This is a genomic window from Planococcus maritimus (assembly GCF_001592825.1).
GTDB lineage: Bacteria > Bacillota > Bacilli > Bacillales_A > Planococcaceae > Planococcus > Planococcus maritimus_C.
The window spans coordinates 1,583,905-1,597,155 of the sequence record NZ_LTZG01000001.1 but is presented as its reverse complement, the minus strand read 5'-3'; the positions used below and the strand labels follow the sequence as shown (position 1 = coordinate 1,597,155).

Annotated in this window: 10 protein-coding genes; 6 read left to right on the top strand and 4 right to left on the bottom strand. The window is 48.4% G+C overall.

The genetic code is table 11. The features are described from left to right. Nucleotides 1-52: 52 nt before the first annotated feature. The gene (locus AY633_RS07865; RefSeq protein ID WP_068487766.1) at nucleotides 53-1,126 is read left to right on the top strand and encodes a branched-chain amino acid aminotransferase; all 1,074 of its coding nucleotides are present in this window, start codon (nucleotides 53-55) and stop codon (nucleotides 1,124-1,126) included. A gap of 26 nt (nucleotides 1,127-1,152) precedes the next feature. On the opposite strand, the gene AY633_RS07860 is transcribed toward AY633_RS07865, so the two are convergent. After that, nucleotides 1,153-2,004: a TetR/AcrR family transcriptional regulator gene (locus AY633_RS07860; RefSeq protein ID WP_068487765.1), complete on the bottom strand. Its 852-nt coding sequence runs from the start codon at nucleotides 2,002-2,004 to the stop codon at nucleotides 1,153-1,155. Between the two features lie 98 nt (nucleotides 2,005-2,102). Between AY633_RS07860 and AY633_RS07855 the strand changes: the two genes are divergently transcribed. The 5 genes from AY633_RS07855 (at nucleotide 2,103) to AY633_RS07835 (ending at nucleotide 10,612) form a co-directional block, all read left to right on the top strand. Beyond that, on the top strand, nucleotides 2,103-5,198 hold the full coding sequence (locus AY633_RS07855) for an efflux RND transporter permease subunit (RefSeq protein WP_068487764.1): 3,096 nt from the start codon (nucleotides 2,103-2,105) through the stop codon (nucleotides 5,196-5,198). A gap of 434 nt (nucleotides 5,199-5,632) precedes the next feature. Beyond that, nucleotides 5,633-7,078 carry an alkaline phosphatase gene (locus AY633_RS07850; RefSeq protein WP_068487763.1) on the top strand — a complete coding sequence of 482 codons (1,446 nt, stop codon included), beginning with the start codon at nucleotides 5,633-5,635 and terminating at the stop codon, nucleotides 7,076-7,078. An 18-nt stretch (nucleotides 7,079-7,096) separates the two neighbouring features. Beyond that, a complete protein-coding gene (locus AY633_RS07845) occupies nucleotides 7,097-7,732 on the top strand; it encodes a DUF4352 domain-containing protein (RefSeq protein ID WP_068487762.1) in 636 nt (211 codons plus the stop codon). An 802-nt stretch (nucleotides 7,733-8,534) separates the two neighbouring features. Continuing rightward, nucleotides 8,535-9,305: a glutamate 5-kinase gene (gene proB / locus AY633_RS07840; RefSeq protein ID WP_068487761.1), complete on the top strand. Its 771-nt coding sequence runs from the start codon at nucleotides 8,535-8,537 to the stop codon at nucleotides 9,303-9,305. Nucleotides 9,306-9,334: 29 nt separating this feature from the next. Continuing rightward, nucleotides 9,335-10,612 carry a glutamate-5-semialdehyde dehydrogenase gene (locus AY633_RS07835; RefSeq protein ID WP_068487760.1) on the top strand — a complete coding sequence of 426 codons (1,278 nt, stop codon included), beginning with the start codon at nucleotides 9,335-9,337 and terminating at the stop codon, nucleotides 10,610-10,612. 50 nt (nucleotides 10,613-10,662) lie between these two features. On the opposite strand, the gene AY633_RS07830 is transcribed toward AY633_RS07835, so the two are convergent. The 3 genes from AY633_RS07830 to AY633_RS07820 all read right to left on the bottom strand — a co-directional run bounded on the left by AY633_RS07830 (nucleotide 10,663) and on the right by AY633_RS07820 (nucleotide 13,146). Then, nucleotides 10,663-11,076: a DUF4395 domain-containing protein gene (locus AY633_RS07830; RefSeq protein ID WP_068487759.1), complete on the bottom strand. Its 414-nt coding sequence runs from the start codon at nucleotides 11,074-11,076 to the stop codon at nucleotides 10,663-10,665. Nucleotides 11,077-11,155: 79 nt separating this feature from the next. After that, nucleotides 11,156-12,502 carry a magnesium transporter gene (gene mgtE, locus AY633_RS07825; protein ID WP_068487758.1) on the bottom strand — a complete coding sequence of 449 codons (1,347 nt, stop codon included), beginning with the start codon at nucleotides 12,500-12,502 and terminating at the stop codon, nucleotides 11,156-11,158. Nucleotides 12,503-12,609: 107 nt separating this feature from the next. Continuing rightward, on the bottom strand, nucleotides 12,610-13,146 hold the full coding sequence (locus tag AY633_RS07820; RefSeq protein WP_068487757.1) for a dihydrofolate reductase family protein: 537 nt from the start codon (nucleotides 13,144-13,146) through the stop codon (nucleotides 12,610-12,612). Nucleotides 13,147-13,251: the final 105 nt, after the last annotated feature.

Genomic DNA, 13,251 nt, shown 5'->3' with positions numbered 1-13,251 from the left:
TAATTATTCGAAATCGTGAAAATAAAAACATACTGCAAAAGGGGATATGACCATGACGACTTATCAATTGGAAGTAATCGAGAATACTGCGAAGAAAGACAAGCCGGCGCAAGATCAGATTCCATTCGGCCAAACTTTCACTGACCATATGTACATCATGGAATATGAAACAGAAAAAGGATGGCATGATCCGAAAATCGTGCCATATGGTCCGATCTCCTTAGATCCGGCAGCTATGATTTTTCATTACGGACAGACGGTCTTTGAAGGCATGAAAGCCTACCGCACAGAAGACGGACGCGTCTTGCTGTTCCGTCCGGAAAAAAACTTTGAGCGTCTCAATTTGTCGAGCGAGCGCCTCAGCATTCCGCCAATCGACGAAGAGTTGGCACTAGAGCATATGAAACAATTGATTGAGCTCGAAAAAGAATGGGTGCCGAAAACACCGGGCACCTCGCTCTACATCCGCCCGTATATTATCTCAACAGACGCCAATTTGGCAGTAGGGCCATCGTCTACTTATAAATACATGGTCATTCTCTCACCGGTCGGCTCTTATTTCCCTGGTGGCTTGCAGCCGGTAGTCATTCATGTTGAAGACAAATTCACGCGTGCGGTTAAAGGCGGTACGGGAATGGCGAAGACCGCCGGCAACTACTCTTCTGGTTACCAGGCGCAAGCGAATGCCAAGAAAGAAGGCAACGCAGACGTCTTGTGGCTCGATGGCGTCGAAAAGCGCTTTATCGAAGAAGTCGGCAGCATGAACATCTTCTTCAAAATCGCCGGGGAAGTGTTTACCCCGGAGCTGAACGGCAGTATCTTGAAAGGCATCACGCGCATGTCGATTATCGAGTTATTAGGTTCATGGGGCATTCCGGTCACGGAAAAACGCATGGCTATCGATGAGCTTTACGAAGCGTATCAAGCTGGTAAAGTGGAGGAAGTGTTCGGAACAGGCACGGCCGCGGTCATTTCCCCAGTCGGCGAACTCAACTGGCAAGGCCAGAAAATGATCATCAACAATCACGAGATCGGCGAATTGTCGCAAAAACTTTACGACACCATTACCGGCATTCAGACTGGCAAAGTTGAAGATACACTAGGTTGGACTGTCGAAATTAACTAAATCAGCGCATATCAAAAGCCCAGACATCAAGCGTCTGGGCTTTTTTTCTGTTCGTATTTCTTTAGGAGGTACGATAGCCAATTGGCGGGGGCGTAGTCGTAAATATTCGCTTGCAAGCCGTGGAGAATGGCCCGTCTTGGCGCTTCAGATTGAAGTTCTTCAGCGATCAGCGAGAGGGATTCGGAAATGAGTGGGGGATGCTGCTCATCTTCCAGTAATTCATCAATGACAGACAGTAGTTTTTCCTGTGTGGTCACTTCTTCTGGGCCGGGCATCGACAACTCGACCATGTCTTCCGTTAAATAGGCTGTTTGAGAATAAGTGGCCAGTACGTTGGTCTTTTCCACGAGAAGCTCTGCAATTTTTTCGATATCGTGCGGATACGGATGAAACAACACCAGCTGCGAATAAATGCGGACGAAGCCTTTGATCGAAATGAGCAAATCATAGCGGCGGCCTCGAAGCGGCTCACCATACAACTCATCGAGTAGCGATAGCAAGGAACGGTCAATCCATGCATCGTAGTGAATGAGCTTTTCCATAATTTCTTCGTTCAAGGCATGCATCGGTTCTTGTGCATAGATCTTCGCGAAATCTGCATGCTTTTCGAGCAATGCCAATTGAGCATGAAAATACAGGCGTAATTTTTCATCGGGTAATTCCATACCATTGACTATGCGGTCAATTTCGGTAACGATCTCTTTCATGAATGAGTCAATGATTTCTTTAATCAATGATTCTTTAGAAGGGAAAGACAAATAGAAGGCCCCTTTAGAGATGCCTGCTTCTTGGGTAATGTGCTGAATTGACGTAGCTTCAATGCCTTTTTCGGCAAAAAGTTGAAGTGCAGCGTCCAGGATCTGTTGCTTTTTTGACATATTTGTTTCCTCTTTTCACCTAACTTGTTTGACGAATGACCAGTTGGTCACTATTATGAAGTAGTAACTGAAATTCGTCAAAGAAAGGGAGAATTTGTGTGCAAGGATTCGTAGGTTTTGTGCTAAAAAACAAATTTGCCGTGTGGCTGTTAACTTTAATTGTAACCTTTGCTGGCATATATTCAACAACTCAAATGAAGATGGAGTCAATTCCTGATATATCTATTCCCTATTTAATCGTATCGGGTGTGTACCCAGGTGCTGCACCTGAACAGGTGATGGAAGAGGTCTCGATCCCTGTCGAACAAGCAGTCGAAAGCTTGGAGGACGTTAAAGCGGTTTATTCAAGTTCCTCCTCAAACGTTTCCCAAATTCAGGTCGAATACGATTACGGTGTCGATATGGATGAGAAAAAACGTGAACTCGAATCTGTAGTGAGCGGTGTGAGCTTGCCGGAGGAAGTAGAGACGCCGTCGATCATGTCGATCGGTATCAATATGTTCCCAGTCGTCGCACTGTCCATCAGCAGTGAGACCGAATCGATTGTCGAATTGACGGATCGTGTACAAACTACGATTTTACCGGAAATTGAAAAAATCGACGGGATTGCCTCTGCGACCGTCACAGGTCAGCACGTCGAAGAAATTCATCTGACTTATGATGAGGAAGCGATGGCTGCCCGTGAAGTGACAGAGGCAGACATCAAACAAATGATTGAAGCGAGCAATATTGCTTTATCGCTCGGCCTTCGTGAATTTGAAGAAGGCGAAGAAGCGGTCTATATCGATGGATCGGTTGCTTCTATTGAAGAGTTTGAAGAGTTGCTGATTCCAGTGACACCTTCAGAAGACAATCCGGAACCGTTTGTCGCCTTGTCCGAACTTGCCGATGTGGAATTGGTTGGGAAAGTGCAGTCGATTTCACGGACCAATGGCGAAGATGCCATTGCCATCCAAATCGTCAAAGGCCAGGAAGCAAATACGGTCACGGTTGTGAATGAAGTGAAAGACTTGATGGCGGACTTGGAAAGTGAAGTGGACGGTTTGATCGTCGACATTACGCTTGACCAAGGGGAGCCGATCGAGGAATCCGTTTTCGCGATGGTGGAAAAAGCCTTGTTCGGTGGCTTGATCGCGGTGCTCATCATTTTGGTGTTCTTGCGTGATTTCCGTTCGACGCTGATCGCAATCGTTTCGATTCCAGTGTCCATTTTTGTTGCTTTGTTGTTGCTGAACTGGCTGGATATCACATTAAACATCATGACGCTTGGTGCTATTACCGTGTCGATTGGCCGGGTCATTGATGACTCGATCGTCGTCGTCGAAAATATTTACCGGCGCATGCATTTGAAAGAAGAGAAATTATCTGGGCGTAAATTGATTCAATCGGCAACGATTGAGATGTTCAAGCCGATCTTGTCCTCAACGCTTGTCACAATTGCTGTCTTTGCGCCATTGGTCTTTGTCGGCGGAATGGTCGGCGAATTGTTCTTGCCGTTCGCTTTGACAATGTCGTTTGCCCTGCTTGCTTCATTGGCAGTGGCGGTTAGCATCGTGCCAGCGATGTCGCATAGTTTCTTCAAAAAGAAATTATACGGCGAAAAGACAGAATCGAAGCATAAAGAAGTCGGGAAGATGGCGCTGTGGTTCCGTTCATTCCTTGAAAAAGCGTTGAACCATAAGTGGATCACGTCGATCATTGCAGTCGTATTGCTCGCGGGGTCTTTGGCACTCACGCCATTGATCGGCTTCTCGTTCCTCGGCTCGCAAACCGAGAAAATGATGTACGTCACGTACTCTCCTTCAGCAGGGGAACTGCAAGAAGAATCTACGGAGAACATCGAAGCGGTCGAGCAGGATTTGCTTGAACGTGAAGACATCGAAGTTCTTCAATTATCCATCAACGATTCGGCCAATGCCGATATGTCTCAAATGATGATGGGCGGCGGAGACGGTGCACTCTTGTATCTGATCTTTGACGATTCGATTTCAGTTGATGAGTTCGAAGAAGCCCGCGCAGAAGTCACGGACTACCTGGCAGGACTCGACCAATCTGGCGAGTGGGGCGAGCAGGACATGATGGGCGGCGGCATGATGGCATCAAGCGAAGTCGCGTACACATTGTACAGCGAAGACTTGGATGACTTATTGGATACTGTTGCACAAGTCGAAGGCGCGATGAGTGATGTCGACGGCTTGGAAGAAGTGACCTCCGATGCAGAAGATCCTTATGTGGAACATACCTTGCGCATCGAACAGCACGAAATTCTGCAGTATGGCCTAACAGCAGGTCAAGTTGCGATGGCTCTGTCCGGCGGTGGACAAAATGAAGTGCTGACAACGGTCAACACGGACGGCGAAGAACTCGAAGTCATCGTTCAGCGTGAGGCACAGCAAGATGCAGCAACGTTTGAAGAGCTCTTGGAGACGCCGGTTCCAACAGCTGCGGGCACGATGATGACCGTCGGCGAATTGGTCGAAGTGGAAGAAGGCACTACCTTGAATACCTTGAGCCGCTCGGAAGGCGCGTATTATGCGACCGTCTCCGGCACCGTAACAGGCAATGACGTCTCTGCGCCAAGTGCAGCGGTTCAAGAAAACGTTGATGAACTAGATCTTCCGGCAGGCGTCACAGTCGAAACCGGCGGCGTCACGGCGGATATCAATGAAACCTTCACCCAGCTTGGCCTTGCGATGGCTGCGGCAATCGCCATCGTTTACTTTATCTTGGTCGTAACGTTTGGCGGCGGTCTTGCGCCATTCGCCATTCTGTTCTCGTTGCCGTTTGCGGTTATCGGCGCCTTTGCCGGCTTGTTCATCACCGGCCAGACGATTTCCGTCTCGGTCATGATGGGGATGCTCATGTTGATCGGGATTGTCGTGACAAACGCGATTGTCTTGGTCGACCGTGTCATCCATATGGAACGCGAAGGCATGACAGTGCGCAATGCCTTGCTTGAAGCAGGAGCGACGCGTCTGCGCCCGATCCTGATGACAGCGATCGCGACAATTGGCGCCATGATTCCAATGGCTCTTTCAAGCGGTGGCGGCGGACTCGTCTCACAAGACTTGGCGATTACCGTTATTGGCGGCTTATTGTCCTCGACCTTGCTGACATTGATTGTCGTGCCGGTCGTCTATGAAGTATTGCGTAAATTCCAGAAAAATAAATCACTCGTCGATCGCGAAGACTGATCGGCACAAAGCCGGCTTCCTTAATGGGGGTCGGTTTTTAAACTGTAGAGAAATTAAAGTAGTCGTATTCTCCGAAGCTTATTGCTCGCTTTCCGTGGGCTCGCGCCCAAGCCTCCTCAGTCGCTGTGCGCCTTGCGGGGGCTTGGTCGTCTCGCTGATCCACAGGAGTCGAGCAAACGCTTCTACAAATACTTAGATAGATCATTGGTTTTTATGAAGAGATGATTTCTTTGTTTATAGTGTATTAATAAACTTCTTCAATGTCCTGAAAACCGGCTTCCTTAATGGAGGCCAGTTTTTAATTTGGAAATATCCCGAAAAATATTTCCCGGGAAATAGCACTTCGTTAACAAATTCCATACATGCCCTCAATAATTCCTTAATAATCCTCCGTTACACTGGCGATGGCCAACAAACACAAGGAGGAATGCCAGATGACTCGAACAACAATGAAAAAACTCTTTCCAGCCGCTGTGGTGGCAGCAGTCGCCGTCTCGAGCTTTACCCCATCTGCGCCGACTGAAGCGCATGGAAACGGCAAAGCCGATGTACATAAAGAACACAAGAACCCTGGCAATGGAAAAGCTAAAGGGAAAGAAAAAGAGAAAAACAAAGATAAAGACGCACCCAAAAACATTATTTTCCTAATCGGCGATGGTGTCGGGACATCATATACATCTGCGTACCGTTATTTGCAAGACGACCCTACTGCACGCTTTACAGAAGCCATGTCGTTCGATTCTTATTTGGTCGGACAGCAAATGACATATCCGGAAGACGCACACCAAAACATCACCGACTCGGCATCCGCCGCGACCGCTATGGCGGCAGGTATCAAAACTTATAACAATGCGATTGCAGTCGACAACGATGAATCGGAAGTGAAAACGGTTCTAGAAGCGGCGAAGGAGCAAGGCAAAGCGACAGGACTCGTGGCAAGCTCTGAAATCACACACGCAACACCGGCGTCATTCGGCGCACACGATATCAGCCGCCGCAATATGAACGCCATCGCCGATGATTATTTTGACGAGCGCATCGATGGCGAACATAAAATTGATGTCTTGCTTGGCGGAGGTACGAAACTATTTGATCGCATAGACCGCGATTTGACGGATGAATTCCAGGAATCGGGCTATGGGTATGTCACGTCCAAAGAAGAATTGTTCGCAAATGAAGACGGACAAGTCCTCGGCTTGTTCGCAGAAGGCGGCTTGCCGAAAATGATCGACCGAGAAGACAGCGTGCCCTCTCTAGAAGATATGACACGTTCAGCCATCGATCGCTTAGAGCAAGACGAAGACGGATTTTTCCTGATGGTCGAAGGCAGCCAGGTCGACTGGGCAGGGCATGACAACGACATCGTCGCCGCGATGAGCGAGATGGAAGATTACGACCGCGCATTCCAAGCGGCAATCGAATTTGCCAAGCAAGATGAAAACACATTGGTCGTAGCAACGGCTGACCATTCGACGGGCGGCTTCTCGATTGGGGCAGACGGCATCTATAATTGGTTCGCCGAGCCAATCCTTGCTGCACAGCGCACACCGGATTTTATGGCTGCTGAAATCACAGAAGGGGCCGGCGTGGAGGAAACATTGGAACGTTATATCGACTTGGAGTTAACTGATGAAGAAATCGCTTCGGTGAAGAAAGCGGCCGACGAAGGCGAATACTTGGACATCGACAATGCCATCGAGCGCATTTTTGATAAACGATCGCATACCGGCTGGACAACTGGCGGCCATACTGGAGAAGATGTGCCGGTTTATGCGTATGGGCCAGCTAGCCAGAAATTTGCAGGAAACTTGAACAACACCGACCACGCGGGCATCATTTTCGACTTGATGGGCGCAGACGTGACAATCGACGATAAATAATAGCAAGGAGTGGACTGGATGAAAGCGAGATTAGCATGGCTGCTTGTCCCAATAGCCTTATTATGCGGCTGCCAAAGCGAGACAACGCAAGGGACCGCGACCGCTGCCTCCTTAGCGGAAGCGCCTGACTACACGGAACAATATGTCGCGAGCCCACAAGTGAGCGATGACCGCCAATTGCAGGAGCCTGGCCAGAAAGTACGAGATGCCAAAGGCGGCTTAGAGCTGTTGGCGGCCAATATGAATCCTCAGAAGGTGCAGATCGGCGATATTGAGCTGATTATCCATGAAACGAAGCTGCTGCAGTACACACCAGATTATAGTTTGATTGATTTCTATCATGCCTATACGCATGAGCAGGAATTCGAGCTGGCGAAGTTATTTGTCGAAATCAACAATGTCGCTAGTGAAGAAGTGAATTTTGCGCCGGTCGCATTGATTGAGACAGAAGGCGGCGAAGTGAAGACTTGGCAAGACGATGTGTATTTGGAATCGTTGAATGAAGGGCTGAAACCGGGGGAAGTAAAATCAGGAAATGTCGGCTTTATTGTGGAAGATGGGACACAAGAGCTCAAATTGACCACCAGCAAGCTATTCGCTGCGGACGGAGAGCTGCTTGCGCCCGCAAAAACCATCACCATCAAGCTCGACTGATGAAACTCATTATCTAATGGAAAAAACCTGGCTGTTGACTAGACAGCCGGGTTTTTGGTGTGGGATCCGTAAACCTGGTTGTTTACACCGACGCTAGGGAAGGCTTGCGTTTTTACTGTGTTTAATCAAGAGTTTTTGCCGTTCATTTGACCAGACGAGCATGCTGAAATCGTACTGCTCATTGGATTCATGGTACACGAGGTTTTAAAAGGGCAAGATGCAGGCAGCTATCAAGCTATAAGGCGCTATTTGCGATTACAAACTGTACTAGATTTGAATGTGGTACTTTAGAAGGAAATAGCAACACTTGTACGTATTTTGCCTGTATCCCTTATAGAGCGGGCTTTTGATGAACTGGAAATGTGTCTTTATGCCTATTTTTTACCTTGAATGAAAGCCCTTTCATAAGGCGAAATCCCCTCCCCGAACTTGAAATACCCTCTAGTTATGTTACACTTGCCACTTGTGATTAGCGTGCTGCAGGCGATCAGCTGCTGGTTGAAATTCAAGACCAGCGAAGAATGCGCAGCCGCTATCTCCGGAACTGAAAATGGTTGGGGATAAAACAAGTAACTTGAATAAAAATTCATAAATATGCAAGTTTTATTATTTCGATAACCGTTTTATAAGTATTTTTAGATTTAATAGTTGACTTAAAATGCAATTGATTGCATAATAATTCTTATTATCAGACAGCTTAAGTCAGCCATTGTAAAGTATTTTTACGGAGACAGGGTTCTTCCGCTTTTGATCGTAATGGGAGAGCTCATTAAATAATCAAAATCGGGTGGTGACTGCAACAATGGAAAAGAAAAGAATAGTAGTGAAAATAGGAAGCAGCTCATTGACGGACAGCCACGGTAAATTGTCCATCACTAAGTTGCGCGAACACGTGGGGGCATTGGCTCGCTTGAAAGAAGCAGGTCATGATGTCATCTTGATCTCATCTGGCGCAGTTGCAGCTGGATGCACAAGCATGGGGTATTTATCCCGTCCAGATACAGTAGTCGACAAGCAATCAGCAGCAGCCGTTGGGCAAAGCTTGCTCGCGCAGGCGTACGCGACGGAATTCAAGAATTTCGATATCGTTTCTGCCCAATTGCTGCTAACAAAAGACTTGTATCAAAAAGCAGACGATACCATTTCAAAATTATTAGAACGTGGCATGATGCCGGTCATCAACGAAAACGATTCGGTGGCGGTCGAGGAATTGACTTTCGGCGACAATGATATGCTGTCTGCTCTTGTCAGCGGACTTGTCCGTGCAGACCAATTGATCATTCTAACCGATATCAATGGTATTTATGCAGATAATCCAAAAACGAACCCAGCCGCTGAACGATATACCCATCTAAAAGATATTCCGGATGAACTAATGGAAGCGGCATCGGGCGCTGGGTCAGATGTAGGGACAGGCGGCATGAAAACGAAAGTGGAAGCCGCCAAAACAGCGCACAACTTCGGCGTCGACATATTTATCGGCACAGGAGAAGGCGATGAAAAATTGCTTGAGATCATGAATGGCAACGGCGACGGGACGTATATCGCAAAACCCGTTAAAGAATTAGCATAAGGCACGGAAATTCGAAAGGAGAAGATTGGATGACAAAAGTTCTTCAAAAGGAAGCACATTTGGAGACAGAACTGGTACAAAAAGCGAAACTGGCGAAAGCGGCAGCGGGGGAACTCGCTAAAGCCGACACCACCCTGAAAAATAAAGCGTTAGAACTCATCTCCCAGCAATTAATGGCTGAAAAAGCGTTTATCTTGAAAGAAAACTTGAAAGACATTGAAGCGGGACGTGCGAATGGCATGAGTGAATCGCTCGTTGACCGCCTCAAGCTCGATGAAGAGCGCCTTGCGGATATGGCGGATGCGCTGATCCAATTGACCAAACTGACCGACCCGGTCGGCGAAGTACTTGAGCATTGGCAACAGCCGAACGGTCTCGATATGAGCAAAGTGCGCGTACCGCTTGGCGTGGTGGGCATGATTTATGAAGCCCGCCCCAACGTCACAGTAGATGCGTCGAGCCTGTGCTTGAAAACCGGCAACGCGGTCGTCCTGCGCGGCAGTTCAACAGCGATTCACTCGAACACGGCTATTGTAGCGGTCATTCACCGCGCGCTTGAACAAAGCGAATTGCCAGTGGATTCGGTGCAATTGCTCGAAGATACGAGCCGGGAAGCGGCATCGGCCATGTTCAAGCTGAACGATTATTTGGATGTCTTGATTCCGCGCGGCGGGGCCAATTTGATCAAGACGGTCGTACAGAATTCGACCGTGCCGGTACTTGAGACAGGCGCAGGCAATTGCCACGTCTATATCGATGAAACAGCGAATAAGGACATGGCGATCGACATTGCGTTGAACGCGAAAACGCAACGTCCGTCCGTCTGTAATTCGTGCGAAACCATTCTCGTCCACGACAAATGGGCTGAGCAGCATCTGCCGGAATTGATTGAAGCCTTGCAGGCAAAAGACGTGAAAATCCACGGCGATGAAGCTGCGCAGCAATCAGGCAGCGACATCATCCCGGCACAAGAAGCCGATTGGGGCACTGAATACTTGGCTTATGAACTCGCGCTGAAAACGGTAGGAAGTGTGGATGAAGTGGTCAAGCATATCAATCAGTACGGCACGAAGCATTCCGAGGCAATCATTTCGGAACACGCAGAAAGCGTCCAGCAGTTCTTCACGGAAGTGGATGCGGCAGCGGTTTATCATAACGCGTCGACCCGTTTCACCGACGGCTTTGAATTCGGCTTCGGCGCCGAAATCGGCATCAGCACGCAAAAGCTTCATGCACGCGGACCGATGGGCTTGCCCGCACTGACGTCAACAAAATACATCATTAAAGGCAACGGCCAAACAAAATAAAAAAAGCGGAGACTGCGGTCTCCGCTTTTTTCTGTTCATTTATAAAGCGTTCAATAATTTGTTTTCGCCCGGCGGTGTTTCCACATCATGAGCTGGTAGCGCACGGTGCAGCCGATGCAATAGCCCATGAGCGCGACCCCAGCCGCGACAATGACCATCGCTCCGAATACGGTCGCGATAATTGGGAGGCCAGCTGCGAAAAAAATGAGCGCGAGCCCGAGGCAGACCGTCGCGATCCATTGGTTGAATAATTGCTGGTCGCGGTCTTCTTGCGGATAGCTATTCGGGGGATTTCGCAAAAAGCGGCGACTGTATGAAATGAGCGGGTTTTTCTTTGTGACCAAAGTGACGGCCCCAATGGCGAATGGCATGAGTAAGAAAGATATATGGAAAATGAGGCCAGCTAGGACTGTGGCAACGAGAAAGGCTTGATTGAGTTGAACGAGCGGTTTTGGGATGGTCATGTATCGTACCTCCAAGCTTTTTTCTTTATTATACATAGTTGTTTACTAGGGATAAAGAAAATAGCTCAAAAAAAGCTGTTCACATCAAACGAGAGATGAACAGCGAGGCGAGTCCGAAATAAATGAGTAAGGAGAAAATGTCGTTGATGGTGGTGATCAATGGTCCAGATGCCACTGCCGGATCTATTTTCAAGCGGTATAGGAGAAGCGGAATGATGGTGCCGGCCAGTGTCCCGATGATTAAGGTCAATAGCAGTGAACTACCGACGACAAGCCCTAGTACGATGCTGCCTTGCCAGATATACGCAATGAGCATGATCAATGAGGCGCAAGTGACACCGATGATGATGCCGACCGATAACTCGCGCAAAATGAGTTTGATCGTGGCCTTTTTGTCTGGCTTTTGACCGACCAGGCCACGTACGACAACGGCAAGCGACTGGGTGCCGGTGTTCCCGGTCATGCCAGCAATCATTGGCATGAAGAATGTTAAAGCGACAACCGTCTGTAAGGTGTTTTCAAAGCGGCTGATGATGCCACCGGAGATGAGTCCGATGAACAACAGTAAAATCAGCCAAGGCAAACGGCGATAGGCCGCGACAAAAGGCGGCGTCTCAAAATCGATGGATTTGCCGGATGCGGAAAGCTTTTCGATGTCTTCGTTCGCTTCTTGTAGCACAACATCAATGACATCATCGACGGTAACGATGCCGAGCAGCCGGTTTTCCGTATCGACAACGGGCAAAGTGACAAAATCGTAGCGGCCGATAATGTTGGCAGCTTCTTCCTGGTCGGTTAAGGCATCGACCTTGACGACACGCGTGTACATGACGTCGTCGATTTGTTCATCGAGTTCGCCGAGAATCAAATCTTTATAGGAAACGACCCCAAGCAATTTCTTGTCGCCATCGACGACGTACAAATAGTTCAAGTACTCGGCAATTTCCGCGAAATCGCGAATTTTATCAATCGCTTCACGAATCGTGTAATGGCGCGGGATCCAGACATACCGGTTATTCATGATGCGCCCAGCAGTTTCTGGGGGATAACTCATAGTTTTTTGAATATAGGAAGATTCCTCGCTGTCCATGCGCGACAGGAGTTCTTCGATCATCGTCGGTTCTAGGTCTGACAATAAGGAAACAAGATCGTCATTATCCATCAAATCGAGCACTTGGGTCGATTGGTCGATTGGCATCCGTTCAAGCAAACGGACTTGATCGTTTTGGTGAAGCTCCTGCATGAGCGCAGTTAATTGACGGACCGTCAAATGAAGCAGGAAGCGTTCACGGTGTTTTTCTGGCAAATGGCGGTATTGAACGGCCACGTCATATGGCTGCAGCTCATCGAGTATGTGCTGGAAGTCTTGCGTTCGGCCATCTTTTAACGATTGGATCAAAGCTAAGGTGATTTCATTTTCTGTCATCGCAAGACGGCAGCTCCTTCCGGGGTGGCCTTAGGTACGAGGCGGCCTCAGTTTTTCTTTCCCCAAAATGGAGACGGTCATGCCCATTTGTTTAGTAAATATAATCATTATCGCTCGGGGGCATAATTAGCGATCAACACGCCTTGGTCGGTCGAAAAGCTATTCAGCAACTTGTATGCTTTTGGCGATACGCCATCACGAAACAGTTTTTTTCCTTCCCCCAATAGCAATGGGAAGGTCATCAAATGCAATTCATCGACCAAATCGTGTTCGATCAAGGTATCGATGAGTTCTGCACTGCCATAGACGAGCAAGCGCTGGCCGGTTTTCTTCAGCCTTTTGATCTCTTCAACGAAATCGTGGTTGATCAGGCGCGCGTTCCACTCGGTCCGCTTCAGCGTATGCGATACCACATATTTGGGGATTTCGTTCATCCGATCCGCAAATCCGTGCTCGTCTTCAGCTGTCGGCCAAGTAGCAGCAAACCCTTCATAAGTGACGCGCCCGAGCAGCAGAGCATCGTTAGTATAAAGCTGATCCAGCTGGAACTGTGCGAGCTCATCATCCCAGTACGCTGCAGACCATGAAGGCTCTTCCATAACGCCATCAAGTGTCACGTACATTGAAACCATCAGTTTTCCCATGTTCATCTTCCCCTTTCCATAACAGGATGCCGGAAGCTTTGGCAATACGGTTACATTTCGGGGCGGGCCGATAAGAATCCTGCTTTGAATTATTCCGTATTCCGA

What these genes read in the sequence shown, in the direction of transcription:
- AY633_RS07865 (WP_068487766.1), top strand. Translation starts at nt 53, where the DNA reads ATGACGACTTATCAATTGGAAGTAATCGAGAATACTGCGAAGAAAGAC.
- AY633_RS07860 (WP_068487765.1), bottom strand. Translation starts at nt 2,004, where the DNA reads ATGTCAAAAAAGCAACAGATCCTGGACGCTGCACTTCAACTTTTTGCC.
- AY633_RS07850 (WP_068487763.1), top strand. Translation starts at nt 5,633, where the DNA reads ATGACTCGAACAACAATGAAAAAACTCTTTCCAGCCGCTGTGGTGGCA.
- AY633_RS07845 (WP_068487762.1), top strand. Translation starts at nt 7,097, where the DNA reads ATGAAAGCGAGATTAGCATGGCTGCTTGTCCCAATAGCCTTATTATGC.
- proB (WP_068487761.1), top strand. Translation starts at nt 8,535, where the DNA reads ATGGAAAAGAAAAGAATAGTAGTGAAAATAGGAAGCAGCTCATTGACG.
- AY633_RS07835 (WP_068487760.1), top strand. Translation starts at nt 9,335, where the DNA reads ATGACAAAAGTTCTTCAAAAGGAAGCACATTTGGAGACAGAACTGGTA.
- AY633_RS07830 (WP_068487759.1), bottom strand. Translation starts at nt 11,076, where the DNA reads ATGACCATCCCAAAACCGCTCGTTCAACTCAATCAAGCCTTTCTCGTT.
- mgtE (WP_068487758.1), bottom strand. Translation starts at nt 12,502, where the DNA reads ATGACAGAAAATGAAATCACCTTAGCTTTGATCCAATCGTTAAAAGAT.
- AY633_RS07820 (WP_068487757.1), bottom strand. Translation starts at nt 13,146, where the DNA reads ATGGGAAAACTGATGGTTTCAATGTACGTGACACTTGATGGCGTTATG.